General features: G+C 68.5%; 24 protein-coding genes and 1 pseudogene. 16 read left to right on the forward strand and 9 right to left on the reverse strand.

The window, feature by feature from the left end:
- Nucleotides 1-10 precede the first annotated feature (10 nt).
- Together glnA and AX721_RS21725 are read right to left on the reverse strand one after the other, a co-directional pair.
- Nucleotides 11-1,420: a type I glutamate--ammonia ligase gene (gene glnA / locus AX721_RS21720; protein ID WP_068878061.1), complete on the reverse strand. Its 1,410-nt coding sequence runs from the start codon at nt 1,418-1,420 to the stop codon at nt 11-13.
- A 37-nt stretch (nt 1,421-1,457) separates the two neighbouring features.
- A complete protein-coding gene (locus AX721_RS21725; RefSeq protein ID WP_068878062.1) occupies nt 1,458-1,796 on the reverse strand; it encodes a P-II family nitrogen regulator in 339 nt (112 codons plus the stop codon).
- A gap of 239 nt (nt 1,797-2,035) precedes the next feature.
- Here AX721_RS21725 and AX721_RS21730 point away from each other — a divergent pair, with 239 nt between their 5' ends.
- The 3 genes from AX721_RS21730 to AX721_RS21740 are packed head-to-tail and all read left to right on the forward strand — an operon-like array spanning nt 2,036 to nt 5,592.
- Complete coding sequence (locus tag AX721_RS21730; protein WP_068878063.1) at nt 2,036-3,574, forward strand: acetyl-CoA acetyltransferase; 1,539 nt, start codon at nt 2,036-2,038, stop codon at nt 3,572-3,574.
- Between the two features lie 6 nt (nt 3,575-3,580).
- Nucleotides 3,581-4,150, forward strand: a complete 570-nt coding sequence (locus AX721_RS21735; RefSeq protein WP_068878064.1) for a histidine phosphatase family protein — start codon at nt 3,581-3,583, stop codon at nt 4,148-4,150.
- Nucleotides 4,147-5,592, forward strand: coding sequence for an NAD(P)H-hydrate dehydratase (locus tag AX721_RS21740; protein ID WP_231733330.1), 1,446 nt, complete (start codon nt 4,147-4,149; stop codon nt 5,590-5,592). Before AX721_RS21735 ends, AX721_RS21740 begins: the two co-directional genes overlap by 4 nt.
- Nucleotides 5,593-5,599: 7 nt before the next feature.
- Here the strand turns inward: AX721_RS21740 and AX721_RS21745 are convergent, their stop codons facing one another.
- Nucleotides 5,600-6,430 carry an HAD family hydrolase gene (locus tag AX721_RS21745; RefSeq protein WP_068878065.1) on the reverse strand — a complete coding sequence of 277 codons (831 nt, stop codon included), beginning with the start codon at nt 6,428-6,430 and terminating at the stop codon, nt 5,600-5,602.
- Between the two features lie 223 nt (nt 6,431-6,653).
- Nucleotides 6,654-7,685, reverse strand: coding sequence for a lysylphosphatidylglycerol synthase domain-containing protein (locus AX721_RS21750; protein WP_068878066.1), 1,032 nt, complete (start codon nt 7,683-7,685; stop codon nt 6,654-6,656).
- Nucleotides 7,686-7,792: 107 nt separating this feature from the next.
- On the opposite strand from AX721_RS21750, the gene AX721_RS21755 reads away from it, so the two are divergent.
- From AX721_RS21755 to AX721_RS21765, 3 genes are all read left to right on the forward strand, one after another.
- Nucleotides 7,793-8,302, forward strand: a complete 510-nt coding sequence (locus AX721_RS21755) for a BON domain-containing protein (protein ID WP_068878067.1) — start codon at nt 7,793-7,795, stop codon at nt 8,300-8,302.
- Between the two features lie 44 nt (nt 8,303-8,346).
- Nucleotides 8,347-8,664, forward strand: coding sequence for a polyhydroxyalkanoic acid system family protein (locus AX721_RS21760; protein ID WP_068878068.1), 318 nt, complete (start codon nt 8,347-8,349; stop codon nt 8,662-8,664).
- A 68-nt stretch (nt 8,665-8,732) separates the two neighbouring features.
- Nucleotides 8,733-9,017 carry a hypothetical protein gene (locus AX721_RS21765; protein WP_068878069.1) on the forward strand — a complete coding sequence of 95 codons (285 nt, stop codon included), beginning with the start codon at nt 8,733-8,735 and terminating at the stop codon, nt 9,015-9,017.
- A gap of 6 nt (nt 9,018-9,023) precedes the next feature.
- On the opposite strand, the pseudogene AX721_RS21770 reads toward AX721_RS21765, so the two are convergent.
- Nucleotides 9,024-10,861, reverse strand: a pseudogene (locus AX721_RS21770) (ABC-F family ATP-binding cassette domain-containing protein).
- A gap of 159 nt (nt 10,862-11,020) precedes the next feature.
- On the opposite strand from AX721_RS21770, the gene ndk reads away from it, so the two are divergent.
- Nucleotides 11,021-11,440, forward strand: a complete 420-nt coding sequence (ndk, locus tag AX721_RS21775; RefSeq protein ID WP_068878070.1) for a nucleoside-diphosphate kinase — start codon at nt 11,021-11,023, stop codon at nt 11,438-11,440.
- A gap of 75 nt (nt 11,441-11,515) precedes the next feature.
- The gene (locus AX721_RS21780) at nt 11,516-11,872 is read left to right on the forward strand and encodes a DUF6481 family protein (protein ID WP_068878071.1); all 357 of its coding nucleotides are present in this window, start codon (nt 11,516-11,518) and stop codon (nt 11,870-11,872) included.
- Here the strand turns inward: AX721_RS21780 and AX721_RS21785 are convergent.
- Nucleotides 11,869-12,081: a hypothetical protein gene (locus AX721_RS21785; RefSeq protein ID WP_068878072.1), complete on the reverse strand. Its 213-nt coding sequence runs from the start codon at nt 12,079-12,081 to the stop codon at nt 11,869-11,871. The genes AX721_RS21780 and AX721_RS21785 overlap by 4 nt on opposite strands.
- A gap of 114 nt (nt 12,082-12,195) precedes the next feature.
- Between AX721_RS21785 and AX721_RS21790 the strand changes: the two genes are divergently transcribed.
- The gene (locus AX721_RS21790) at nt 12,196-12,834 is read left to right on the forward strand and encodes a DsbA family protein (protein ID WP_068878073.1); all 639 of its coding nucleotides are present in this window, start codon (nt 12,196-12,198) and stop codon (nt 12,832-12,834) included.
- Here AX721_RS21790 and AX721_RS21795 read toward each other — a convergent pair whose 3' ends face one another.
- Nucleotides 12,835-14,082: a glutamate carboxypeptidase gene (locus AX721_RS21795; RefSeq protein WP_068878074.1), complete on the reverse strand. Its 1,248-nt coding sequence runs from the start codon at nt 14,080-14,082 to the stop codon at nt 12,835-12,837.
- Between the two features lie 251 nt (nt 14,083-14,333).
- Between AX721_RS21795 and AX721_RS21800 the strand changes: the two genes are divergently transcribed.
- Nucleotides 14,334-17,684 carry an endonuclease/exonuclease/phosphatase family protein gene (locus AX721_RS21800; protein WP_068878075.1) on the forward strand — a complete coding sequence of 1,117 codons (3,351 nt, stop codon included), beginning with the start codon at nt 14,334-14,336 and terminating at the stop codon, nt 17,682-17,684.
- A 127-nt stretch (nt 17,685-17,811) separates the two neighbouring features.
- Nucleotides 17,812-18,435, forward strand: coding sequence for an ATP-dependent Clp protease proteolytic subunit (locus AX721_RS21805; protein ID WP_068878076.1), 624 nt, complete (start codon nt 17,812-17,814; stop codon nt 18,433-18,435).
- On the opposite strand, the gene AX721_RS21810 is transcribed toward AX721_RS21805, so the two are convergent.
- Both AX721_RS21810 and AX721_RS21815 read right to left on the reverse strand, forming a co-directional pair.
- Nucleotides 18,432-18,686, reverse strand: a complete 255-nt coding sequence (locus tag AX721_RS21810) for a hypothetical protein (RefSeq protein WP_068878077.1) — start codon at nt 18,684-18,686, stop codon at nt 18,432-18,434. The genes AX721_RS21805 and AX721_RS21810 overlap by 4 nt on opposite strands.
- Nucleotides 18,683-19,312, reverse strand: coding sequence for an HAD-IB family hydrolase (locus tag AX721_RS21815; RefSeq protein WP_068878078.1), 630 nt, complete (start codon nt 19,310-19,312; stop codon nt 18,683-18,685). The genes AX721_RS21810 and AX721_RS21815 overlap by 4 nt, the downstream gene beginning before the upstream one ends.
- 221 nt (nt 19,313-19,533) lie before the next feature.
- On the opposite strand from AX721_RS21815, the gene clpX reads away from it, so the two are divergent.
- From clpX to AX721_RS21845, 5 genes are all read left to right on the forward strand, one after another.
- On the forward strand, nt 19,534-20,796 hold the full coding sequence (gene clpX, locus AX721_RS21820; RefSeq protein WP_068878079.1) for an ATP-dependent Clp protease ATP-binding subunit ClpX: 1,263 nt from the start codon (nt 19,534-19,536) through the stop codon (nt 20,794-20,796).
- A gap of 100 nt (nt 20,797-20,896) precedes the next feature.
- Nucleotides 20,897-21,619 (forward strand): SDR family oxidoreductase, encoded by a 723-nt coding sequence (locus AX721_RS21825; protein ID WP_068878080.1) that lies wholly within the window; start codon nt 20,897-20,899, stop codon nt 21,617-21,619.
- Entirely contained in the window at nt 21,619-22,203 is a 585-nt protein-coding gene (locus tag AX721_RS21830; RefSeq protein ID WP_068878081.1) for a 2-hydroxychromene-2-carboxylate isomerase, read from the forward strand. The genes AX721_RS21825 and AX721_RS21830 overlap by 1 nt, the downstream gene beginning before the upstream one ends.
- A gap of 1,163 nt (nt 22,204-23,366) precedes the next feature.
- A complete protein-coding gene (locus AX721_RS21840) occupies nt 23,367-24,011 on the forward strand; it encodes a hypothetical protein (protein ID WP_068878083.1) in 645 nt (214 codons plus the stop codon).
- A gap of 252 nt (nt 24,012-24,263) precedes the next feature.
- Nucleotides 24,264-24,665 carry a DUF1428 domain-containing protein gene (locus AX721_RS21845; RefSeq protein WP_068878084.1) on the forward strand — a complete coding sequence of 134 codons (402 nt, stop codon included), beginning with the start codon at nt 24,264-24,266 and terminating at the stop codon, nt 24,663-24,665.
- Nucleotides 24,666-24,695 lie beyond the last annotated feature (30 nt).

Below are 24,695 nucleotides of genomic sequence, written 5' to 3' on the forward strand. Positions count from 1 at the left end.
GGTCAGCCGACTAGCACTTGAAGTACATGTCGAATTCCACCGGGTGCGGGTGGAGCTGGAGGCGCATGACTTCTTCCATCTTCAGCTCGATGTAACTGTCGATGAAGTCGTCGCTCATGACGCCGCCGGCCTTCAGGAAGGCGCGGTCCTTGTCCAGGCTCTCCAGGGCCTCGCGCAGCGAGCCGCAGACCTCGGGGATCTTCTTCTGCTCGCGGGGCGGCAGGTCGTAGAGGTTCTTGTCGGCCGGGCCGCCCGGGTCGATCTGGTTCACGATGCCGTCGATGCCGGCCATGAGCAGGGCGGTGAAGGTCAGGTACGGGTTGCCCATCGGGTCGGGGAAGCGGGCCTCGATCCGCTTGCCCTTCGGGCTGTCCACGTGGGGGATCCGGATGGAGGCCGAGCGGTTGCGGGCCGAGTAGGCCAGCTTCACCGGGGCTTCGTAGCCGGGCACCAGGCGCTTGTACGAGTTCGTCGTGGAGTTCGAGAACGCGTTGATCGCCTTGGCGTGCTTGATGATCCCGCCGATGTACCACAGGCACATCTGCGACAGGCCCGCGTACTTGTCTCCGGCGAACAGCGGCTTGCCGTTGCCCCAGATCGACTGGTGCACGTGCATGCCCGAACCGTTGTCGGCGAACATCGGCTTGGCCATGAAGGTGGCCGTCTTGCCGTAGGCGTGGGCCACGTTGTGGATCACGTACTTATAGAGCTGCAGCCGGTCGGCCATGACGATCATGGTGTCGAACTTCAGGCCGAGTTCGTGCTGGGCCGGCGCCACCTCGTGGTGGTGCTTTTCCGGCTTCATGCCAAGTTCGCCCATGACCGCCAGCATCTCGCCGCGCAGGTCCTGGCCGCTGTCGATCGGGTTGACCGGGAAGTAGCCGCCCTTCGGGCCGGGCCGGTGGCCCATGTTGCCTTCCGGATAGGACTTGCCCGAGCTGACCGGCAGCTCGGTGGAGTCGTAGGCGTAGAAGGTGTTGTGGGGGGCGGTGTCCCAGCGGACGTCGTCGAAGATGAAGAACTCGGCCTCGGGGCCGAAGTACACGGTGTCGCCGATGCCCGACGCCTTCACGAAGTTGAGCGCGGCCTTGGCGATGGAGCGCGGGTCGCGCTCATAGGGAGTGCCCGTGTCGGGGTTCACCACGTCGCAGAACAGGGCCAGCGTGGTCTGCTGGTAGAACGGGTCGATGATCGCCGAGTCCAGGTCCGGACGCAGCTTCATGTCGGACTCGTTGATGGCCTTCCAGCCGGCGATCGAGGAGCCGTCGAACATCGTCCCGTCGGTCAGGAAGTCCTCATCGACCAGATCGATGTCGAAGGTCACGTGCTGCATCTTGCCGCGCACGTCGGTGAAACGGACGTCGACGTATTTGACGTCCTTCTCCTTGATCATATTCAGAATGTCTTTGGCGGAAGCCATGTGGATATCCCCTTCTTGAACGCGTAGGTGCTGTGGGTCAGATGGCGACGGTCCCGGTCTCGCCGGTGCGGATGCGCACGACGTCCAGGATTTCGGAGACGAAGATCTTGCCGTCGCCGATGCGGCCGGTGCGGGCGGCGGAAGAGATCGCCTCCAGAGCGCGATCCAGCTGGTCGTCGGCGATCACGACCTCGATCTTGATCTTGGGGAGGAAGTCCACGACGTACTCGGCGCCGCGGTAGAGTTCGGTCTGCCCCTTCTGGCGGCCGTAGCCCTTGGCTTCGATGACGGTCATGCCCTGGACGCCCAGGTCCTGCAGGGCCTCCTTCACCTCGTCGAGCTTGAACGGCTTGATGATGGCTTCGATCTTTTTCATGCGCTCGATCTGTACTCGCGACTGTGGACGCCCCAACGGTCGCGGGCGAACCAGCACGCACCGGACCGGCGCCACAAGCACGCTTCGGTTGCCTGCCGTTGCGGCCGCCTGGGAAACTGGGTCGTCGCCTAGGAAATAGGCGCCAACAGGTCAGAAAGTGATCACGCCGGGAATCGCCTTGTGAGGGCGGGTTCGGCGCCTAGGATCGCTGCGAAACGCGTTTGGGAGGCGGCTGAAGCATGGACGAACGGACCCCGGTGCTCATCGGAGCGGGCCAATTCACATACCGGGGCGATCCGGCCTCCTCGCCGTCGCCGACATCGCTGCTGAAGATTGCGGCGGAACGCGCGGCCGCCGACGCCGGCATTGGCGCTGAGGGGCTTGCGGCGATCGACAGCCTGGCGGTCGTCGGCTTCACGATCGATGCGCCGGGTTCGAAGCGCGGGATGATCCCCCACGCCACCAATCCGCCCGCCACGCTGTCGAAGATGATCGGGGCCCAGCCGCGCTGGGGCGTCTATTCCGAGATGGGCGGCAACACGCCCCAGTACCTCGTGAACATGCTGGCCGAGCGGATCGCCCGGGGCGAGACCGACCTGGCGCTGACCGTCGGCTGCGAATTCCTGGGCTCGGCCACGAAGCGGGCGACGAAGGGCTTTGGCTTCGACGACTGGGTCGCCATCGAGGACGAGACGCTGGAGCCGGCCGAACGCGTCGGCGACCCGCGCCCGGGCAGCACGCCCTACGAGATCCGCCATGGCCTCAGCCGGCCCATCAACATCTATCCGATCTTCGAGAACGCCCTGCGCGCCCGGGACGGCCGCTCGATCGCCGACCACCAGGCCAGGATGGGCAAGCTGTTCTCCGCCTTCAGCGCGGTGGCCGCCAGGAATCCGGAAGCCTGGTTCCCGGTCGAGCGGAGCCCCGGAGAACTGGTGACGGTCACCGAGAAGAACCGGATGATCGGCTTCCCCTATCCGAAGCTGCTGAACGCCATCATGGACGTCGACCAGTCCGCGGGGGTGCTGATCGCCAGTGTGAAGAAAGCGCGCGAACTGGGGGTTCCCGAGGACAAGTGGGTCTATCTGCACGGCTGCGCCGACGCGTCCGACCTGTGGCATCCCCTGGACCGCCAGAACTTCCATTCCAGCCCGGCCATGCGCCTGACCGGAAAGCGGGCGTTCGAGATGGCGGGGATCGGGCTCTCGGACATCGACGTGATCGACCTCTACTCCTGCTTCCCGGTCGCCGTGGAGGTGGGCGCGGAGGAGTTGGGCCTGTCGCTGGACGATCCCCGCGGCCTGACCGTCACCGGCGGGCTGCCCTACGCCGGCGGGCCGGGGAACAACTATGTGATGCACTCCATCGCCGTGATGATGGACCGCCTGCGCGCCAAGCCGGGCGCCTATGGGCTGATCACCGGCAACGGCTGGTACCTGACCAAGCAGTCCACGGGCATCTATTCCACCACCCCGCCGGACAAGCCCTTCGAGCGCGAGGATCCCAAGATCCTGCAGCGCGAGATCGACGCCCTGCCGCATCCCGAGATCGTCGAGACGCCGCAGGGCCGTGGCGTGATCGAGACCTACACGGTCGTCCACAAGCGCGAGGGGCCTTTCCTGGGGATCATCGTCGGCCGTGACGAGGCTGGCCGCAGGTTCGCCGCCAATACGCCGAATGATCCGGCGACCCTTGCCAGCCTCGAAGCGAGCGAGCAGATCGGGCGGACAGGCACGGTCTCCCAGCAGGGGGACCTCAACATCTTCACACCGGACTGATCCCTCATGGCGCGCCTCTACCTGATCCGGCACGGTCGGCCGTCCTCCACCTGGGGCGGCCACGACGACGACCCGGGGCTGGACGAGGCGGGCCAGGCGCAGGCGCGGGCGGCGCGCGACTGGCTGCTCTCGCGGCCGCCGATCGAGCGGCCCGGGCTCGTGGTGAGTTCGCCCCTGCGCCGCTGTCGGGAAACCGCTGAGCCGACGGCCGCCGCCCTGGGCGTCCCGGTGGAGATCGATCCCGTGGTGGGCGAGATTCCCACGCCCAAGGCCCTGAGCGCCGAACAGCGGCCGGCGTGGCTGCGGCAGGCGTTCCAGGGAACCTGGGGGGCCATCGAGGGCGACATGGACTACGACGCCTGGCGCTCGGATATCGTCGCCTCGCTCGCCCGGCGGGCCAACACGGCGGTCTTCTCGCACTACGTGGCCATCAATGCGGCCGTCTCGCGCCTGCTGGGCGTCGATCAGGTCCTGGCGTTCCGGCCCGACCACACCTCCATCACCGTGCTCGAGACCGACGGCGAGACGGTCCGGCTCGTCGAGAAGGGCGCCGAGGCCGCGACGGGGGTCCTTTGACCACGCGTCCGATCCTCACCGTCGCCGAGATGACGGCCGCAGACCGAGCGGCCATCGACGCCGGGACGCCGGGCGAAGTCCTTATGGAACGGGCCGGGGAGGCCGTGGCCGAGGCGGTGGTCCAGCGGTTCCGGCCTCAGCCCGTGCTGGTGCTCTGCGGCCCGGGCAACAATGGCGGCGACGGCTACGTGGTGGCGCGGCTGCTCAAGGCGCGCGGCTGGCCCGTGGAGGTGAGGGCGCTGGGCGACGCCGCGACCCCGGACGCCAAGGCGATGCGCGCGCGCTGGGATGGACCGACGGCGCCCTTGAACGGCGACGTCGGCGAGGCGCTGGCGATCGACGCCCTGTTCGGGGCCGGTCTGTCGCGTCCGCTCGACGGCGCAGCCGCCCAGGCCGCTGCGGCGCTCGCCAACCGGCCCGGCGCCGTCGTCGCCGTCGACGTCCCCAGCGGCGTCCCGGGCGATACGGGAAAGCCGCTTGGCCCGGCCGTGTGCGCCGGGCTGACCGTGACCTTCCACGCCCGCAAGCCCGCCCACGTGCTGGAGCCGGGCCGATCGCTCTGCGGTGACGTCCTGGTGGCCGACATCGGTCTCCTGCCCACGCCATCGAAGCTGGTGGAGAACGGGCCCGAGTTCTGGCTGCCGCGCTTTCCGTGGCCGACGGCCGCTTCGCACAAGCACGCCCGTGGCCGGCTGATCGTCGTCAGCGGTGACGCCTGGAGCACGGGCGCGGCGCGGCTGTCCTCGCGTGCAGGCCTTCGGATAGGGGCCGGGCTGGTCACGCTCTACGCCGGCCAGGACGCGCTGGCGACGAACGCGGCGCACCTGGAGGCGGTGATGCTGAAGCCGTTCGACACCGACCTGGAGCTGGAAGAGGCCGCCGACCAGGCGGACGCCGCCATCATCGGGCCGGCCGCCGGCGTGAACGAGACCACGCTGCTGAACGTCCTGGCCCTGGCTCGGACCGGCGCGGCGCTGGTGATCGACGCCGACGCCATCACCGTCTTCCGCGACGATCCGGAGGAGCTGTTCTCGGTGCTCGACCGCGACGACGTCCTGACCCCGCACCCCGGCGAGTTCGAGCGCCTGTTCCCCGGCCTGCTCAAGTCGTCTCCCGAGCGTCTGACCGCCGCCCGCCGGGCCGCCGAGAAGGCGAACGCCGTCATCCTGCTGAAGGGGGTCGACACCGTGATCGCCGCCCCCGACGGCCGGGCCGCGGTGAACGTGAACGGCTCGCCCTGGCTCGCGACCGCCGGCTCCGGCGACGTCCTCGCCGGCTATATCGGCGGGCTGGTGGCCCAGGGGATGGAGAGCTTCGAGGCCGCCTGCGCCGCCGCCTGGATCCACGCCGAGGCCGCCGAACTGCATGGCCCGGGCCTCATTTCCGAGGATCTTCCGGGCCTTACGCCCATGGTCCTGCGCCGGCTCTACGACGAGCGCTGAGCCGGCGTCAGCCGAACAGTTCGGCCCGCACGCCCCGCGCCATCTGGCCCAGCAGGTCGGCGGCCAGGGTGTCGAGCTCGGAGCCTTCGCGGTAGTCGCCGCCCGCCGCCAGCCTCGCCCGGCCGTCGGCGAGCAGCTTGGCCGCCGCGGCCTGGGTGATCGGCGTCTCGGGATCGTAGACCGCCACCGGATGGCCGCCATGGTCGGTCATCACGCGCATCACGGGGATGTCGGTCAGGCCGTCCCCGAAGAAGGCGATGCGGTCGAAGGGCACGGCTCTGTCGCGGTCGGCCTGGACGGCGTTGATGCCGCTGTTGTCCCACTCGTCCAGCGTCCATTTGTTGATGCGGAACAGGTACTGGGTCTTGCTGGTGTAGTTGATGGCGAGGGCCGGGCCCACCGCGTCCAGGTGCTCGTTGAAGATGAAGGCCGAGGCGTAGATCCGCTCGAAATGCGCGGCGATCGGCGAGCCCTCGATCAACTCGCGGTTGCCGGACGAGATGATGAAGTGCCGCAGATCGAGCCCCAGGGCCTCCGCTCGCGCGTTCTGGCGGCCGAACCAGTCCTCGACGCCGGGGAACAGGCGCAAGGCCGCGCCGCGCTTGCGCCAACTCTCGAGGCTGAGTTCCAGACCCTTCTCGCGGGCCTTCTCCAGCATCAGGTGCATGTAGGCCAGGATGCCGTCGCCCCGCTGCGCCTCGGCGAGCGCCTGGGTTTCGCGCCAGAAGTCGGCGTGATCCATCCCGAGTTCGTCGGGGATGAAGGCGTGTTCCTGCATGTTGCCGGGCGCGAGGGTGCCGTCGAAATCGTAGGCGAAGACGGCGAGGGGGCGGCTCATGGCGCTTCACTAGCCGCCAACGGCTCGGCTGGGAACGACCCAAGAGGGTCGCCCCGGCCCCGCGACGGGAGGCGGGGGCCGGGGCGTACGGCGGCGGTTGTCGGGGAACAGGTCCGCCGCCGCGTTCTGTTGTCCTGCAAATGGTGGGAGATGCGCGGACGCAGCAGTTACGTAAGCTGCAGCGTCCCGGATGCAGCGGATGCATCCAGCAGTAGAATTTTTTTCAGGCCCGGTTGCGCGTCCGTTCGTGGACCGTGTCGGCGGCGAGCGCGAGCCCCGCCAGGACCAGCGGCAGCAGGAAGAAGAACAGGCGATAGCCCAGGAAGGCCGCGGCCAGGGAGGGGGGGTGGAGGCCCTTGAGCAGGGTCGAGAGCGAGCCTTCGAACACGCCCACGCCGCCCGGCACGTGGCTGATCAATCCCATCACCACCGAGGGCGCATAGGCGCCGACGAACGTGAAATAGCCGATGGAGCCTTCCGGCAGCAGGACCCAGATGATCGCCGCAGCCACGGCGTTGTCGACCGCGCCGATGGTGAGCTGGGCGATGGCCACCCGGAACGACGGCAGCTTCACGCTGTGGCCAAAGCCGCGCAGGGGACGGCGCAGCGTTGCGCACAGGACCACGTAGGCCGCGACGCCCACCAGCAGCAGGGCCCCCAACCCGTCGGCCACGGGATTGGCGATCCGGCTGACCGCCGCGATGTCGTGACTGCCGGCCATCAGCAGCGCGATCCCCGCGAGGGTCGACAGGCCCACGGTGAAGGAGAAGCCGTGGAACAGCGTGGTGGCCGCCACCTGGCGCAGGGACACGCCGTACTTGCCATAGTAGCGAGCTCGCACGGCGCCGGAGACAATCAGGTTCGCCCCCAGGGTATGGGCGATGGCGCTGGCGATGAACGAGCCGGCCAGGGCGGAGCGGACCGCGATCCTGGCTCCCGCCCAGCGCAGGCCCAGCCATTCGATCGTGCCCATCAGCAGGAAGCTGGTCGCCGACAGCCCGAGCGCCAGAACCACGGACCCCCAGCCCCAGGCCCGCATGGCGTCGGCCACCTGTGCGAGGCTGATCTCGTGGAATTCCCGCCACAGGATATAGGCGGCGGCGCCCAGCAGCACGAAGGCCAGCAGGTGCCAGGCCAGGCTGCGGAGCATCGGGAAGAACCGCGACCCCTGGGTCTCGGGCAGGGCGGCGGCCAGCTCTTCCTCGACATCCTCGAGGATTTCGCCGGGCCGCGCGTCGGGATCCTGGATCGGCAAGGGCGGGTGGTCTCCGAGTCGGCGGGTGGCGCATCGTCGGCCCACGGAACCGAAGCGCAAGGCGAAGGTTTCTCCCGCACCTTCGCGACCGATTTAAGGAGGCCATCATGCGGCGGGAAGACTGGCGCGACCTGGAGAGCGAGCGGCTGCGGCGCCTGCGGGACCGCGACCGGGGCGACTACGGGCAGGCGGACTATTCCAACCTCTACGGCTACGATCCACGGACGCGGTCGGGCTATCGGGCCTACGACGACGGCCGGCCGGATCCCGACGGCTACGACCCGCGGTACGTCGATGTCAGGCGAGACGACCTGCGCCGCGCGCCCGAACGCCGCGACTGGGACGAAGACCATCGCGACCACCGCCGGGCCCGCCGCGATGGGCCGTCCGATCGCGTCCTCTGGGCCGTGATCATGGAGCGGCTGGACGACGAGCGGCGCCTCGACATCAGCGGCGTCGAGGTCGATGTCGTGGACGGCGAGGTGACCTTGAACGGCTTCGTCCGGCACAAGGCCGACAAGCGGCGGATCGAGGATATCGCCGACATCGACGGCGTGCGGAACGTGCAGAACAATCTGCGGACCCGCGAGCGCAGCCGCCGATGGACATTCCTCTGAGCTGGGTCCTGGAACCGCGACGGCAGGCCTGCTCTTGTTAGGTCATGAGCAAGCCGGTCGTCGTCTCCATTCCCCATGAACTCGGCCGCGCCGAGGCCCGGCGCCGGATCGACGAGGGGCTCGGCCGCCTGACGTCGCAGATCGGCGCGGTCGGGGAGATCAAGCAGGCGTGGGAGGGAGACTTGCTGCGCTTCTCCCTGCAGGCCATCGGCCAGACGGTCACGGGCACGATCGACGTCCAGGAGCGCGAAGCGCGGCTGGAGGTCTATCTGCCGGGGATCTTCGCGATGATCGCGGGCAAGGTGAAGGGCCGCCTGCGCGACGAAGGGCAGATCCTGCTGGGCGGCCCGAAGAAGGGCTGAGCGCTACGGTCAAGGCAACCGCCGCCCGTCGTGGACGTTCTTGTCAGGACACTTCGAGGAAGAGCCAGATGCCCCACAAGCAAACCGAAGACCAAGCCAAGCGCGCCTTCACCCACGGGTCCGGACAGGCGGCGGCCGACATGGCCAGCGACCCGAAGGGGGTCATCGAAGAACATCGCCATATCGAGGGCGCGAGCAGCCGGCCGACCGCCCCTGACCCCGAGGGCCGCAAGCACGATCACATGGCCGAGCGGGAAGCCAAGTCCGAGGATCGCCAGGAGGCCCTGCTGGACGAGGCCATCGAGGAAACCTTCCCGAGTTCGGACCCGATCAGCCCGAAGCACATCACCTGAGGACTGTTACCTGAGGAGCTGTTCGTAGGCCTCCTGGGCCTCGATCCATTCCAGTTCGGCGGTTTCCAGCGCGGCCTGGGCCGCCTGCCGCCGGCGGGCCAGTTCCGCGGCCTTTGCGGGGTTCGCCGCGAAGGTCGCGGGATCGCTCAGCGTGCGATCGATCATGGCGACCAGCTCGTTGGCCTTGGCCAGGGCGGCCTCGGCGGCTTCCGCGCGGCGGCGCGCGGTTCCGGTGGGAACCCTCGTCTTCGGCGGCGGTGGGGGCGGCGGCGGCGCGACCTCGGGTTCGGCCTTGATCTGCGTGGGCGCGCGCGCGGCGACGCGGGCGCGTTCCAGCACGAAGGCCGCGTAGTCCTCCATGTCGCCGTCGAACGGCTCGATCCCGCCGTCGGCCGCCAGCCACAGCCGGTCGGCCACCAGCTCCATCAGCGAGCGGTCGTGGGTGATCAGGATCACCGCGCCCTCGTACTCGTTCAGGGCGTCCAGCAGGGCGCGGCGCGAGTCGATGTCCAGGTGGTTGGTCGGCTCGTCGAGGATCAGGAGGTGCGGCGCCTCCATGGCCACTAGGTTCAGCAGCAGCCGCGCCCGCTCGCCGCCCGACAGGTTCGCCACCGTCGTCTCGACCTTCTCGAAGCCGATGCCGTACTGGGCCAGGCGCGCGCGCCGCGACGCCTCGCTGGCCTCGGGCATCACCCGCCGGATGATGTCCAGCGGCGTGTCGGTCGGGTCCATGGCCTCGATCTGGTGCTGGTGGAACCAGCCGACCTTGAGGCGGGGGCTGCGGTGCAGCTTGCCGGCTTCCACCTCCAGGGCGCCGGCCACCAGCTTGGCGAAGGTCGACTTGCCGGCGCCGTTGACGCCCAGCAGGCCGATGCGGTCGTCGATGTCCAGGCGCAGGTCCAGCCGCCGCTGCTGCGGCTGGAAGGCGCCAGCGGGCGCTCGGGGGAGGGCAGGGAGAACGGCGTGACCCGCTCCTCGATCACCGCCGACACCGGCGGCAGCTTGGCGATCATCTTCAGGCGCGACTGGGCCTGGGTGGCCTTCGACGCCTTGGCGCGGAAGCGGTCCACGAACGACTGCAGATGCTCGCGCCGCGCCTCGATCTTGGCGCGGTTGGCCTCCTGCAGGCGCAGCTTCTCCGAGAGCTGACGCTCGAAGTTGTCGTAGCCGCCCGGATAGAGGTCGAGCTTGCCGTCCTTCAGGTGCAGGATGTGGTCGACGGAATTGTTCAGCAGTTCGCGGTCGTGGCTGATGACGATGGCGGTGTTCGGATACTTCTTCAGCCGCGCCTCGAGCCAGAGGGCGCCTTCCAGGTCGAGGTAGTTGGTCGGCTCGTCCAGCAGCAGCAGGTCGGGTTCGGCGAACAGGCTGGCCGCCAGGGCCACGCGCATCCGCCAGCCGCCCGAGAACTCCGCCATCGGCCGCTGCAGGTCGGCCTGGCTGAACCCCAGGCCGGCGAGGATTTCCGCGGCGCGTGACGGGGCGCGGTCGGCGTCGATCTCGATCAGCCGGGCGTAGATGTCGCCCATGTCCTCCGGATCGGCGCTCTCCAGCCGCTGGAGCAGGTCGTGCCGTTCGACGTCGGCTTCCAGCACGGTGTCCAGCAGGGTCACCGGCGTGGCCGGGTGCTCCTGGTCCACCGAGCCGATGCGCGCGGCCCTGGGCACGCCCACTTCGCCGCCGCCAGGCGTGAGCTGCCCCAGGATGACCTTGAACAGGGTCGACTTGCCCACGCCGTTGCGGCCCACGAGGCCGACCTTGGCGTCCTTGGGCAGGGTGACCGTGGCGTGGTCGAAGAAGCGGCGTCCCCAGGCGTCGAGGACAAGGTCGTTGATCTGCAGCATGGGCAACCGTGTGTGGCCGCGGCGTCTAGCAGACGCGGCCTGCTGCGTCATGCCCACGCGGCAGCTTGCTTCGCAGTGCGGGATGACGATATAGACCCCGCCACCCGCGCGGAGCGCCTTCGCGCACTTCCCCATTTCCATAGAGCCCCTACGGAGCCCATGACCGAACGCACCTTCTCGATCATCAAGCCGGACGCCACGCGTCGGAATCTGACCGGCAAGGTCAACGCGGTGATCGAGGACGCCGGCCTGCGCATCGTGGCCCAGCGCCGCATCAAGATGAGCAAGGCCCAGGCCGAGAAGTTCTACGAGATCCACAAGGAGCGCCCGTTCTTCGGCGAACTCGTGGAATTCATGACGTCGGCGCCGGTGGTGGTTCAGGTCCTGGAAGGCGAGAACGCCGTCGCCCGCTACCGCGAAGTCATGGGCGCCACCAACCCGGCCCAGGCCGCGGACGGCACGATCCGTAAGCTCTACGCCGAAAGCGTCGGCGAGAATTCGGTCCACGGTTCGGACAGCCTCGAGAACGCCAAGCTCGAGATCGCTCAGTTCTTCACGGACGCCGACATCGTCGGCTGACCGGACGCAACGAGTACGGCTCCGCGGGGTTCTTCACGCGGGGTCACCCCCTTTTCCCAACTGCCATAAGTGAACATGAGAGAATCCAAGGTCATGCCTGGCTTCTCCGATCGCCTCGCCGCCCAGGCCGAGGCCCGGAAGGCCCTCCTGGCTAAGTTCAAGCCGAAACCCACCGTCCAAGCCGAAGCCTTCGAGACCCGCGAGCAGCGCAAGGCGCGCGAGCTCGAGGAAGTCCGCGCCAAGCGCGCCGCCGAGAAGGAAGCCGCCCGCCTCGCCAAGGAGAAGGCCGAGGAAGAGGCCCGCCTGGCCCGGGAGAACGACGAGGAGCTGATGCTCCAGTTGAAGCGCGAGGACCGCAAGGCCCGCAAGGCGGCCGCCAAGGCCGAGGCCCGCGCCAAGCGCGAAATGAAGTCGCAGATGCGCCGCGGCTAGTCTTCTGCGCCGCCGGTGACCCGGCGGCTCAGTTCGCCGTAGTAGCCCTGGAGCAGGAGTTCGACGGTCTCGCCGCGCTCCTCGGCTTCGAAAGCCAGGTCCTTGGCCATCTGAACGGCGGCCGAGCGCGACAGCTGTCCGGCCACCGGGGCTCCGTCCCGGAACACGGTCCAGTCGCCGTCCTTCAGCGCTACAGCGTATTGCACCATCGCTGTCTCCCTGAAGCGTCAGTGCAAAACCATGGTGAAGGTTCCAGCCTCTTTCCAATGACGCGTGACCCGCGGGCCTTCGCCTGCGATGCTCGCAGCCGAAGGAGGGCCGCCATGGATGGGCCGCACCTGATCTACTTCGCCGACCCCATGTGCTCATGGTGCTACGGCTTTTCTCCCGTCATCGACGAGATCCGCCACGCCTACGGGCGCGCGTTGCCGATCCGCGTGATCATGGGCGGCCTGCGCCCCGGAACCGATCAGCCGATGACGGACGAGGCGCGCAAGAGCGTCGTCGGCCACTGGAACCACGTGCACGAGGCCTCGGGCCTGCCATTCGACGCGGCCGTGCTGGACCGGCCCGGCTTCGTCTACGACACAGACCCGGCCGCCCGCGCCGTCGTCGTCGCCCGCCGGGAGGGCGAGGAGTTGGCGGCTCGCTACCTCGCCGGCGCCCAGCGCGCCTTCTATGCCGAGAACCGGGACGTGACCTCGGGCGAGGTGCTCGCGGATCTGGCCGAGGAATATGGCCTCGAGCGTCAGGCGTTTCTCGCGGCCTGGGCGTCGGAGGAGGCCAAGCAGGAGACGTGGCGCGACTACGCCATCTCCCAGAATGCGGGCGTGACCGGCTTCCCCACGCTCATCGGCGGGCCGAACGACCAGGGCGTGTACGGCGTCGTCACGCGCGGCTATGCCCCGCCCGAGCAGGTGCTGGCTGTGCTGCGCAACTGGATCGCCGGGATCGCTGCCTGATCACCTGATCGGCGCCGGCGGATTGCGGCCCAGCTCCATGATCAGCTTGGTCATGAGATAGAGCCTCGGCGTCACGCTGTTCAGGTCGACGTATTCATCTTCCGAATGGAACTTGCCGCCCACCGGGCCTAGGCCGTCCAGCGCCGGGACGCCGGCCTCGTTCGCCAGCGCCGATTCGGAGGCGCCGCCGTTGCCGCCGCGGCCGAGCTTCATCCCCAGGCCGGCGTAGATCGCCTCGGCCCGGTCGGCCAGGGCGTCGGTGGCGGGGTTGTTGGGCAGGGGCGGGAACGAGGCCTCGCGCCGGACCGTCACCTTGGTGTCCGGGATCGACGGCGCGCGGGCCCGGGTCTCCAGGGCGTGCGCCACCTTCTCGACGTCGGCCTTGTCCCGCACGCGGATGTTGATGGCCGCTGAGGCGTCCTCGGGGATGATGTTGTACCGCGCGCCGGCGCTCATCAGGGTGAGGTTCACCGTGAGCCCGTCGCCGCTGGTGGGGAACTGGCGGATGGCCTCAAGCTGGTGGATCAGCTCCAGCGCCGCGTTGCGGCCGTCCTGGGGCGCGACGCCGGCGTGCGCCGGGCGACCCTTCACGTCGATGTAGAAGCTGTTCGATCCCTTGCGCCACACCGTCACCGTATCGGGCGGATCGCCGGGCTCCAGGTTCAGCTCGACGTCCGCCTCCGTCAGCAGCCGGTCGATGAGCTTACGGGTTCCGGGCGAACCCCGTTCCTCCGAAGTCTCGATCAGGAAGGTGATCTGGGCGTAGTCCTTGAACCCCAGGTCCTTCAGGATCTGCAGGGCGTAGATCCCCTGGACCACGCCACCCTTCTCGTCACCCACGCCGGGGCCGGTGAGGCGATCGCCCGTCATCGCGAAGGGGCGCTTCGCCGCCGTGCCGGGCTCGAAGACCGTGTCGAGGTGGCCGATCATCAGGATGCGGCCCTTGCCGGTCCCCTTCAGCCGGGCCACCAGGTTGTCCGGCAGGCCAGGCGCCTCCGCCGGGACGGCTTCCACCGTCATGCCCAGGGCCTCCAGCCGTGGCCGCAGGATCGCGGCCACCTTGCGGCCGCCCTCGACGTCGCCGGTGCCGGAATCGACGTTCACCACCTCTTCCAGCAATTTCAGCTGCGCCGGCCGCGCCTTCTCCGCGGCCGCCCAGACCTTGGCGTCCTTCGCGGCCTTCGGTGCGGCGACGACCGGTGTCCCGACCGCGGCGGCCATCGCCAGAACCAACATCGCGCGCCGCATCGAACGTCCCCCTGAACTCGCCGAACTGTTCGTGCAGATTGAGCAGACCGTCGCAGCGCTGTCACGGCCGGCGGCTATGCCATCGCCGATATCCCGGGCAGCGCGACCAGTCGCGCAGGCGCCGCCGCTCGAAAACCGCACAGGCTGTGGGTGAATCGGCGAGAGCGCTTGCGGACCTCCGTTAACCAAGCTGGGATGGTCGACCGGCCTCTGGGGAGAGGTCGATAAGTGTCTGTCTTTTGGGGGCTTCGATGACGACGGCTTACTTCAATCTCGCGTCCGGCAACTATTTCCAGGACTGGTCGAACGCCGGCCAGCTCACGACGAACGACGACTGGAGCGGGGTCCCCAGCATCGTGGGCTACCGCGGCGACGGCCTGACCGGACTGACCGGCGCCGATCCGCGGACCATCACCGGCACGTCGGACGTCATCGATGTGAACGTGAATCAGACGAACCCGAACACCTTCTCCACGGGCGGCGTCACCGAGTTCGCCATCGCCGATCCCACGATCGCCCTGACCGGCTCCGGCACGGCCGACGTCCCGTACTTCGTGCTCCACCTCGACGCCACCGGCCGCCAGGACCTGCACCTGAGCCTCGATGTCCGCGACATCGACGGGTCGGCCGACGACACCAACCAGCAGTTCAACATCCAGTACCGCATCGGCGATACCGGGACCTGGGTGAACCTGGACGGCGCCTATATCGCCGACGCCAGCGCGCCGGGCGCCACCCTGGTCACCCATCTCGACCTCACGCTGCCCGAGGCGCTGAACGGGCAAGGCCAGATCCAGCTGCGGTTCATGACCACCAATGCGCCCAGCAACGACGAGTGGATCGGCGTCGACAACATCAGCGTCACCAGCCAGCCGCAGACCGGATCCACGGTCGCGATCTCCGGGCAGTCGATCGTCGAGGGCGACGACGGCACGAAGCTGCTCACCTTCACCGTCACTCGCGGCGGCGCGGCGGCGGACTTCAGCATCGACTACGCCACCGGCGGCGGCACGGCCAGCGCGGGCGGCGACTATGTGGCGAACACGGGGACGCTGACGTTCACCGCCGGCGGGCCGGCCAGCCAGACCGTTTCGGTCGTCATCAACGGCGACACGACGCCGGAGCCTGACGAGACCTTCAGCGTCAGCCTGTCGAACCTGCAGGTGACCAGCGGGTCGGTCGTGGTCACGACGGCCACGGCCACCGGCACGATCCAGAACGACGACTTCCTGAACCTCAAGATCTATCAGATCCAGGGCGCCGGCCATCTCTCGCCCTACGCCGGCTCGCACGTGGTCACCGAAGGCATCGTCACGGCGATCGACACCACCGGGGCGCGCGGCTTCTGGATCCAGGACCCGACCGGCGACGGCGACAATGCGACGTCCGATGCGGTGTTCGTCTACACCGGCTCCGTACCCACCGTCGTGGTTGGCCAGACCGTCCGCGTCGAGGGCGACGTCAACGAGTTCGAGGGCAGCGATCCGAACAACCTGCCGATCACCGAGATCGACAGCCCGATCGTCACCGTGCTGAACGGCGGGGCGCTCTCGGCGCTGCCGGCGGCCGTGGTGCTCGGCGCGGGCGGCCGCCCGGCCCCGACGCAGGTGATCGACGACGACAACAACACGACGTTCGACCCGGCCACCGACGGCCTCGACTTCTACGAGACGCTGGAAGGCATGCGGGTCACGATCCCGGATGCGACCGCCGTGGCGACCAGCGACGGGAACTCCACCTGGGTCGTGGCCGACGGCGGCGCGGGCGCAACGGGCATGAACGGGCGCGGGGGCGTGACCATCGACGCCGACGACTTCAACCCCGAGCGCGTGCAGATCTTCTACGACTCGGGCGTGGCGGGCGCCGGCGCCAAGCCGGATGCGGTGACGGGCGGCGATCTCGGCGACGTCACGGGGATCATGCACTATTTCGGCGGCAACTATGAGCTGCTGCCGACGTCGATCGGCGCCACGGGCGCGGGCGGCGCCCTGCCGCGGGAGACGACCACGCTCGACGGCGACGCCAACCACGTCACTATCGCGGCCTACAACGTCGAGAACCTCGACCCCACGGACCCGCAGGCCAAGTTCGACCGCCTGGGCCAGGACATCGCCCAGCACCTCGGCGGGCCGGACATCATCGGCCTCGAAGAGATCCAGGACGCCGACGGCGCGGGGACGGGCGGCAATCTCAGCGGCCAGGCGACCGCCGACAAGCTCATCGCGGCGATCAAGGCCGCCGGCGGTCCCACCTACGTCTATGTGGAAGTGATCCCCACCGGCCCGGTCGGCGGCGAGGCCGGCGGCAACATCCGCCAGGGCTATCTCTACAATCCCGAGCGCGTGCAGTACGTGGCCGGCTCGGCCTATCTCCTCGACGACAACGATCCGGCGAACGGCGACGCCTACGCCAACAGCCGCAAGCCGCTGGTGGCCGAGTTCACGTTCAACGGCGAGACGATCACCGTCGTGGACGTCCACAACACCTCGCGGATCGGATCGGAGGAACTGTTCGGCGACCACCAGCCGCCGGACAACGCCGGAGAGGCGCGCCGCATCGACCAGACCGCGCCCATCAAGGACCTCGTCGAGGGCATGGTGGCCGCCGACCCGTCGGCGAAGGTCGTGGTCATGGGCGACTTCAACGCCTTCCAGTTCGAGACCAGCCTGACCCAGCTCACGAGCGGCGGGGCCATGACCAACCTCAGCGACCTGCTGGCGCCCGCCGAGCGCTACACCTACGTCTTCGACGGCAATTCCCAGCAGATCGACCACCTGCTGGCGTCCAACGACCTGGCGAACGGCGCGCAGTTCGACATCGTCCACATGAACGCCGGCCAGCCGGCCAGCTCTGGCCGCGCTACCGACCACGACGCGGTCGTGGCGCGCATGTACGTCAACGCCAAGCCCGTGGCGGTGGCGGACGTGGCGACGGTCTCCGAGAACCAGAACGTCACCATCGACGTCCTGGCCAACGACACGGACGCGAACACCGGCGACACCAAGACCCTCATCTCGGTCACGGGCGGCGCCCTGGGCGGCCAGGTCAGCATCGTGAACGGCAAGGTGGTCTACTCGGCCAACAGCGACGCGATCGACGCCCTGAAGCAGCCGCAGCAGGCGGTCGACACCATCACCTACCAGGTCCAGGACGCCCACGGCGCGGTCAGCACCGGAACGGTCAGCGTCACGGTCAAGGGCGTCGCCGACGCCCCGGTCCGCAACGGCACGGCGGGCGCCGACACCCTGAACGGCTCGCCGCTGGAGGATGTCCTGAACGGCCTCGGCGGCGCGGACAAGCTGATCGGCAATGCCGGCGCCGACACGTTGAACGGCGGCCTCGGCAACGACACCCTCACCGGCGGCGTCGGGGCGGATCGCTTCGTGTTCACCGGAACCTTCGGGAACGACGTGGTGTCGGACTTCCAGTCCAACGACGTGGTCCAGCTGGACGCGGCGCAGTTCGCCAGCTTCGAGGCGGTCCAGGCCGCATCGTCGCAGGTCGGCGCCGACGTGGTGATCACCCTGAACGCGGCGAACACCATCACGCTGCAGAACGTGACGCTGGCCAGCCTCAACTCGGGCGACTTCCTGTTCGTCTGATGAGGGCCAAGGGGAGGGCGGCGCTCATGCCGCCCTCCTGCCGCCTTGCGCACGGGCGCGGGGCACGCGATATCGGAGGCAAGCGCGGACGTTCGCCGTCCGCCACGATATCCAAGAAGGACTTTCCATGCGCGATCCCGTGACCACCGCCCTAGGCCTCGTGCCGATGGTCGTCGAGCAGACGAGCCGTGGCGAGCGCGCCTACGACATCTTCTCCCGCCTGCTGAAGGACCGGATCATCTTCCTGGCGGGTCCCGTCGAGGACGGCATGGCCAGCCTGATCTGCGCCCAGCTCCTCCATCTCGAGGCCGAGAACCCCAAGAAGGAGATCCAGATGTACATCAACTCCCCGGGCGGGGTGGTGACGTCTGGCCTCGCGATCTACGACACCATGCAATACATCAAGAGCCCGGTGATCACCCTCTGCCTCGGCATGGCCGCCTCGATGGGCTCCTTCCTGCTGATGGCGGGCGAGAAGGGCCAGCGCATCGCCCTGCCGAACAGCCGCATCATGGTCCACCAGCCCTCGGGCGGCTATTCTGGCAAGGCGCAGGACATCCGCCGCCACGCCGAAGACATCCTGAAGACCAAGCGCCGGCTGAACGAGATCTACGCCAAGCACACCGGCCAGCCGATCGAGGTGGTCGAGGAGACCCTCGACCGCGACCACTTCATGACCGCCCAGGAGGCCAAGGACTGGGGCCTGGTCGACCACGTGTGGGAAAAGCGCGACGGCGACGAAGAGGCCTAGAGTCTCGCCCTCGCGGCGGCCACCAGATGGCGGCGTCCCGGTTCGCCGGTGACGTCGATCCGCTCGAAATCGACGCCGCCCGCATCGCGCACGTCCGCAAACAGCCCCTTCGGGTCTTCGTGGAAGTGCAGGAACGCCCGCCCCTTGCGGTAGAAGACGCCGCGCGAGCGTTCCACCAGACCCGGCAGGGCGCGAAGCTCGGCCAGCAGCGGCTCCAGCGCGTCCAGGGCCGTCGGCGAGGCGTGCTTCATGGCTTGCCCGAGAACACACGGAAATACGGCTCCTCGGCGATCGCCAGCATCTCGGTGTCGCCGCTGGTGTCGCCGTAGGCGGCGCGGACCCGCAGGTCCGGCCCGAAGGCCGCGCGCAGCCGCTCGACCTTCTCCGGCCCCCGGCAGTTCGGCGAGGCGAACGTCCCGCTGACCCGGTCGCGTTCGTCGAAATGCAGGGGCGTGCCCAGGAGGTCGTCCGCCCCCAGGCCGCGGGCGAACGGCGCCACCACGATGTCCGGCGAGGCGGTGACGATCACCAGCCGCACCCGCTCCTTGCGCCAGCGCTTCCAGGCGATCACCGCGTCGGGCCGCAGCAGGCTGCGCGAGTGCAGGGCCGCGAATTCCCGCGCGTCCGCCTCCAGCCGCTCGCGGCCGACGCCCACCAGATAGACCTTCGTCGCCGCCGCCTTGATCCGGCCCCGGTCGCGGTGGAACAGGTAGGCGAGGGCGGCCGGGACCAGCTTCAGGCCGCCCAGGATCCAGGCGGCCTTCGGCGTGCGCCACTTCAGAAAGGCCGTGTAGCTGTCCCTGACCGTCAGGGTGCCGTCGAAATCGAAGGCCACCACCGGCGGGACCGGTCCATCGGCTTCACGCTCTTGTGCCATTTCGGCGCGTTTCCCATTTGGTAAGGCGAGCCGCCCAAGGTCGGGGCTTCGCGCCACACTTTGTCGCTCCGGTGAGCGAAGGCTTGTGATCCCGGCGCGGATCAGGGAATGTCAAGACTTGGACAACCCGCGGCGCGTATCCTGCAAGGCTAGGGCGCAACGCCCGGGGCGAGGCCGAACAAGTCCACCGGCCGGCCTCGTCGAGAGAGTGAGATGAGACCATGACCAAGGCTGCCAGCGGAGACTCGAAGAGCACTCTGTATTGCTCTTTCTGCGGCAAGAGCCAGCATGAAGTTCGCAAGTTGATTGCGGGCCCGACCGTGTTCATCTGCGATGAATGCGTCGAACTGTGCATGGATATCATTCGCGAAGAGCACAAGATCTCTTTCGTGAAGTCCAAGGACGGCGTGCCGACTCCCAAGGAGATCCGTGAAGTCCTCGACGATTACGTGATCGGCCAGGACCACGCCAAGAAGGTCCTCTCGGTCGCGGTCCACAACCACTACAAGCGCCTCAACCACGCGACGAAGAACAACGACGTCGAGCTGGGCAAGGCCAACATCCTGCTGATCGGTCCCACCGGCACCGGCAAGACCCTGCTGGCCCAGACCCTGGCCCGAATCATCGACGTGCCGTTCACGGTCGCCGACGCGACGACGCTCACCGAAGCCGGCTATGTGGGCGAGGACGTCGAGAACATCATCCTGAAGCTGCTGCAGGCGGCCGACTACAACGTCGAGCGGGCCCAGCGCGGCATCGTATACATCGACGAGGTCGACAAGATCAGCCGCAAGTCGGACAACCCCTCGATCACCCGCGACGTGTCGGGCGAGGGCGTCCAGCAGGCGCTGCTGAAGATCATGGAAGGCACCGTCGCCTCCGTGCCGCCGCAGGGCGGGCGCAAACATCCCCAGCAGGAGTTCCTGCAGGTCGACACCACCAACATCCTGTTCATCTGCGGCGGCGCCTTCGCGGGCCTCGAGAAGATCATTTCCGCACGCGGCCAGGGCACGTCGGTGGGCTTCGGCGCCAAGGTCTCGGACCCCGACGCGCGCCGCACCGGCGAGATCTTCCGCCAGGTGGAGCCGGACGACCTGCTGCGCTTCGGCCTGATTCCGGAGTTCATCGGCCGTCTGCCGGTGATCGCCACGCTCGACGACCTGGACGAGAAGGCCCTGGTGAAGATCCTCACCGAGCCGAAGAACGCGTTCGTGAAGCAGTACGTCCGCCTCTTCGAGATGGAGAACGTGGGCCTGACCTTCACCGACGACGCGCTGAACGCCGTGGCCCGCAAGGCCATCCAGCGGAAGACCGGCGCGCGCGGCCTGCGCTCGATCCTGGAAGGCGTGCTGCTCGACACCATGTACGAGCTGCCGACCTACGACGGCGTCGAAGAGGTGGTGGTCAACGCCGAGGTCATCGAAGGCCGGGCCCAGCCGCTGATCATCTACGCCGAACGCCGCGACAAGGGCGGCGCGGCGTAAGCCGTCCCGTCACGACATCTGAAAGGCCCCGCAGACATTCTGCGGGGCCTTTTTCGTGGCCGCGCTTGCCTGAATATGACGATCATCATCTAATGCCGGCATGAGCAGGTCGATCATCGTCATCGGCGCCGGCGACGCCCTCGGCGGCGCCATCGCCCGCAGGTTCGCCCGCGAGGGCTTCGAAGCGGTGATCGTCCGCCGCAACGCCGACCAGCTGGAGCCTCTGGCCGAGACGATCCGCGGGGAGGGCGGCCGGGCCCACCCGTTCGGCGTCGACGCCCGCAACGAGGAACAGATGGTCGCCCTGTTCGACAGGGTGGAGGACGAGATCGCGCCCATCGAGGCCTGCGTCTTCAACATCGGGGCGAACGTGCGTTTCCCGATCGCCGAGACCACCAGCCGGGTGTTCTTCAAGGTCTGGGAAATGGCCTGCTTCTCCGGCTTCCTGGCCGGCCGCGAGGCGGCGAAGCGGATGACGCCGCGGGGGCGGGGCACGATCATCTTCACGGGGGCGACCGCCAGCGTGCGCGGGCGCGAGGGCTTCGCGGCCTTCTCGTCCGCCAAGCACGGCCTGCGCGCCCTGAGCCAGAGCATGGCGCGGGAGCTGGGGCCCAAGGGCGTCCACGTGGCCCACACCATCATCGACGGCGCCATCGACACCGCCTGGATCGCCGAGAACTTCCCCGAGCGCCACGCCCTGAAGGCGCAGGACGGCATCCTCAATCCCGACCACATCGCGGACGCCTATTGGATGCTGCACGGCCAGCCGCGCGACGCCTGGACCCACGAGCTGGATCTGCGGCCCTGGATGGAGGCCTTCTGATGGGCAGGACGGTGGAGTTCCTCTTCGACGTCGGCAGCCCGGCCAGCTACGTCGCCTTCAAGCGCCTGCCGCGGATCGCCGAGCGGACGGGCGCGAGCATCGACTACCAGCCCTTCCTGCTGGGCGGGGTGTTCAAGGCCACGGGCAACCACTCGCCCGCCGAGATCCCGGCCAAGGGCGCCTGGACCAGCGTCGACCTGGCGCGGTTCGCCCAGCGCCACGGCGTGCCGTTCGCGCGAAACCCCTTCTTCCCCATCAACACCCTGCACCTCATGCGCGGCGCGGCGGGGCTGCAGGACGACCCAAGGTTCATGGCCTATGTCACCGCCGTCTTCGACGCCATGTGGCAGGACCCGAAGAACCTGGGCGATCCCGCGGAGATGGGCCCCGTCCTGGCGCGCGCCGGCGTTGGGGGCGAGGAGTTCCGGGCGCTCATCGAGGACGAGGGAACGAAGGCGCGCCTGAAAGCCACGACCGAACGCGCCGTGGCCCGCGGCGCCTTCGGCGCGCCCACCTTCTTCGTCGGCGACGAGATGTTCTTCGGCCAGGACCGCCTGGACTGGGTGGAAGAGGCCCTGGGCTAGAGGCTGCTCCTACCTCCACGCGAAACGGGGGAGGCGAGGGACCGCTTCCGACCCATGGCGGACATTCCGAGCAAGTTGGTCTGTCGTTGACAAGCTCAGGGAACTAGCAAGCATCGCTGTATGCGATCTGATCCCCTGCGAGCTATTGCGGACGGCGATGCGACCAGCCAGCAGGCCGGTCATTCCTTTCTCTTCCGGGGAGATAGGAAGAACACCACGACCGAACTCCTGATGATCCAAAAGTTGAGCCTACTTGGCGCAGTCCTCGTCCTGGGGGTGGCGGTAGTGGGGGCAACTGCGATGATAGTCCAACTCCGAGCAGGCTTTCTCTTGGGCGGTGACCGCGGTCTTGCAGTCGTCGTTGTATGCGGGCTGCTGCTCGGCTCTGCTGCGATGTTTGGTATGAGCAAATTGGCCAGGCGGATGCGGTTGGACCGGTCGCGCCTTCCCGAAAGCTAGGCGGACCAGGGAGGTCCGCCTCCCACCCATTGCAGACGTTCGCGTCGGTTTGATCGCTTCATGTCTAAGACTAAGGTTGCTGAGGACCTTGCGCGCAGTTAGCCGCGCAGTCGGTTGGTGAAATGAAACGAAGCTCCACGCGCCCCACCTTGGCTTCGATCCGACGGCTTAGTGCAGAGCTCGGCAGCGCAGGACCGTACGATGGTGCAATCGGCCTCCTTCTCGGTGTGCTGCTGATTGGAGCCGTGGGCGCCCTGCTTATCGCGTTCTCGCTAAGCGGTGGGCCGCCGACGGTTGTCTTCGGCACCGTGCAGGGGTTTGGACTTCGTGAAACCGACTACGGAACCTTCCCCCTGGCGCGCGTCCGAATAGATGACCGCGACGCGCTGGTCCGCATCAGCCGTGGAGCCACCTGCGCCGTTGGTGACCGCATAAAGCTTGTTCGCCGGCGTTCGTTGCTTGGTTATCGCTACAGCCAAGGACTGCCACTCGCTTGCGGATAGGGCCGCATTCCACGCTGTCGCGACGTCCACCACGTCCGCTGACCCTGCCTCCGATCGTCGGTGTGGCGGTCGTCGCCGCACTCGCAGCATGGGGCTGAACTAGGCCTGCTCCCCACCGACGCTCGCACCCTCCAAACATCTCTCTGCCGTTCGCAGCAGCTGCGACCGTATCTGACGCACCGCTGTGGTCCACTGCCGGGCATGGACGCCCCGTTCCACGACATCGATCCCGCAGAGGCCCTGCTCGCCGAGCTGGCGGGCCTGGATATGTCGCTGGCGCGGCACGTCCATGCCTGTGCGATCTCGACCGAGGATCCGGACGAGGTGGCCAACCTGTCGCGGGCCTACCAGCGGATTTCCCGCTCGCTGCGCCAGAGCCTGGCGCTGCATGCGCGGCTCAAGGCCGACCGCGAGCGCCGCGAGCGCGAGGTCCCGCCGCCGCCGCCCAGGCCCCTGCCGCCCACGCCGCCGCGCGAGTCCGGCCGCATCGCCGAGCGCCGCGACGCCCTGCGAGCGGCGGCCCAGCGCGTGATCTGGTCGGAGTACGAACACGAAGAGACCGAGGACGAAGAGGGCGACGACGTCGGCTACCTCTTCGACCTCCTGGACGAGCGCCTGCGGATCCAGGTCCGCGACAACACCTTCGGCCTGAAGGCCGACGACGACGCCTGGGTGGCCGAACCCCTGGACGAGCATGTCGTGCGCCTGTGCACGAGCCTCGGCCTACCCGAACTCGCCGCCCGCGGGTGGCGCGAACTGCCCGACGTCCGCTGGCGGTCCGACGACGATGCCGGCGAGACGGAAGACGCGGCGGCCGCGAACCCCTCGGGCGCCGACTCGAGCTGATCGCCCCATCCTGCCAAGGCGTCGCCCCGGCGGTCCGGGCTGCCCGGGATCTCCAGATCCGATCACGTCGCCTGCGCTGCAAGTCGGCGTGCGCGGCCGCGGGCGCTCCATGCGCTCTACCCCGCCTCGCGGCAGCGCTCGCCGAGGGCGAGGGCCAGGTCTGTTGGGGCCCCGTCGGCGGCTGGCGACGGGTGAGGCCTGGGCCGACGCCCGGCGCTTCGCTAGGCTGGCCTACGCAGCCATGGATGCGCCATGCCCTACTACGACGCCTACCTGATCCCGATCTCGCCGGCGAAGCTGGACGCCTATCGTGACTTCTCCCGGCGGATCGGGGCCGTCTATCGCGAGTATGGCGCGCTCAAGATCGTCGACATCCTGCTCGATAACCAGGGCGGCGAGGGCGCGTCGTTCCACGCCGAGGAGGCCCGCCCGACGCTGGACGGCGATCTGCGCGACTTCGCGGCGGCCGCCGGGGCCGTGAAGGGCGAAACGGTGATCCTGTCGTGGACGGAGTGGCCGGACAGGCGGGCGCGGGACGAGGGCCTGGCGAAGGCCTTGGCCGATCCGCGCGTCCAGCCCGATCCCGACGATGGCGTCATCTTCGAAGGGCGCCGGCTGGTCTCAGGCGCCTTCGTCCACCTGGCGAGCCTGTAGAGGGCCGCGCGACGCCACTCTTGAGACAAA

This window comes from Phenylobacterium sp. CCH9-H3 (assembly GCF_001557235.1).
Classification (GTDB): Bacteria; Pseudomonadota; Alphaproteobacteria; order Caulobacterales; family Caulobacteraceae; genus Phenylobacterium.

Bases quoted from the DNA above. Each gene is read 5' to 3' on its own strand.
- AX721_RS21825 (WP_068878080.1), top strand. From the start codon at position 20,897: ATGAGCAGGTCGATCATCGTCATCGGCGCCGGCGACGCCCTCGGCGGC.
- AX721_RS21805 (WP_068878076.1), top strand. From the start codon at position 17,812: ATGCGCGATCCCGTGACCACCGCCCTAGGCCTCGTGCCGATGGTCGTC.
- AX721_RS21765 (WP_068878069.1), top strand. From the start codon at position 8,733: ATGCCCCACAAGCAAACCGAAGACCAAGCCAAGCGCGCCTTCACCCAC.
- AX721_RS21790 (WP_068878073.1), top strand. From the start codon at position 12,196: ATGGATGGGCCGCACCTGATCTACTTCGCCGACCCCATGTGCTCATGG.
- AX721_RS21760 (WP_068878068.1), top strand. From the start codon at position 8,347: ATGAGCAAGCCGGTCGTCGTCTCCATTCCCCATGAACTCGGCCGCGCC.
- AX721_RS21795 (WP_068878074.1), bottom strand. From the start codon at position 14,082: ATGCGGCGCGCGATGTTGGTTCTGGCGATGGCCGCCGCGGTCGGGACA.
- AX721_RS21780 (WP_068878071.1), top strand. From the start codon at position 11,516: ATGAGAGAATCCAAGGTCATGCCTGGCTTCTCCGATCGCCTCGCCGCC.
- AX721_RS21845 (WP_068878084.1), top strand. From the start codon at position 24,264: ATGCCCTACTACGACGCCTACCTGATCCCGATCTCGCCGGCGAAGCTG.
- AX721_RS21810 (WP_068878077.1), bottom strand. From the start codon at position 18,686: ATGAAGCACGCCTCGCCGACGGCCCTGGACGCGCTGGAGCCGCTGCTG.
- clpX (WP_068878079.1), top strand. From the start codon at position 19,534: ATGACCAAGGCTGCCAGCGGAGACTCGAAGAGCACTCTGTATTGCTCT.
- AX721_RS21745 (WP_068878065.1), bottom strand. From the start codon at position 6,430: ATGAGCCGCCCCCTCGCCGTCTTCGCCTACGATTTCGACGGCACCCTC.
- AX721_RS21830 (WP_068878081.1), top strand. From the start codon at position 21,619: ATGGGCAGGACGGTGGAGTTCCTCTTCGACGTCGGCAGCCCGGCCAGC.
- ndk (WP_068878070.1), top strand. From the start codon at position 11,021: ATGACCGAACGCACCTTCTCGATCATCAAGCCGGACGCCACGCGTCGG.
- AX721_RS21725 (WP_068878062.1), bottom strand. From the start codon at position 1,796: ATGAAAAAGATCGAAGCCATCATCAAGCCGTTCAAGCTCGACGAGGTG.
- AX721_RS21815 (WP_068878078.1), bottom strand. From the start codon at position 19,312: ATGGCACAAGAGCGTGAAGCCGATGGACCGGTCCCGCCGGTGGTGGCC.
- AX721_RS21755 (WP_068878067.1), top strand. From the start codon at position 7,793: ATGCGGCGGGAAGACTGGCGCGACCTGGAGAGCGAGCGGCTGCGGCGC.
- glnA (WP_068878061.1), bottom strand. From the start codon at position 1,420: ATGGCTTCCGCCAAAGACATTCTGAATATGATCAAGGAGAAGGACGTC.
- AX721_RS21735 (WP_068878064.1), top strand. From the start codon at position 3,581: ATGGCGCGCCTCTACCTGATCCGGCACGGTCGGCCGTCCTCCACCTGG.
- AX721_RS21800 (WP_068878075.1), top strand. From the start codon at position 14,334: ATGACGACGGCTTACTTCAATCTCGCGTCCGGCAACTATTTCCAGGAC.
- AX721_RS21840 (WP_068878083.1), top strand. From the start codon at position 23,367: ATGGACGCCCCGTTCCACGACATCGATCCCGCAGAGGCCCTGCTCGCC.
- AX721_RS21785 (WP_068878072.1), bottom strand. From the start codon at position 12,081: ATGGTGCAATACGCTGTAGCGCTGAAGGACGGCGACTGGACCGTGTTC.
- AX721_RS21730 (WP_068878063.1), top strand. From the start codon at position 2,036: ATGGACGAACGGACCCCGGTGCTCATCGGAGCGGGCCAATTCACATAC.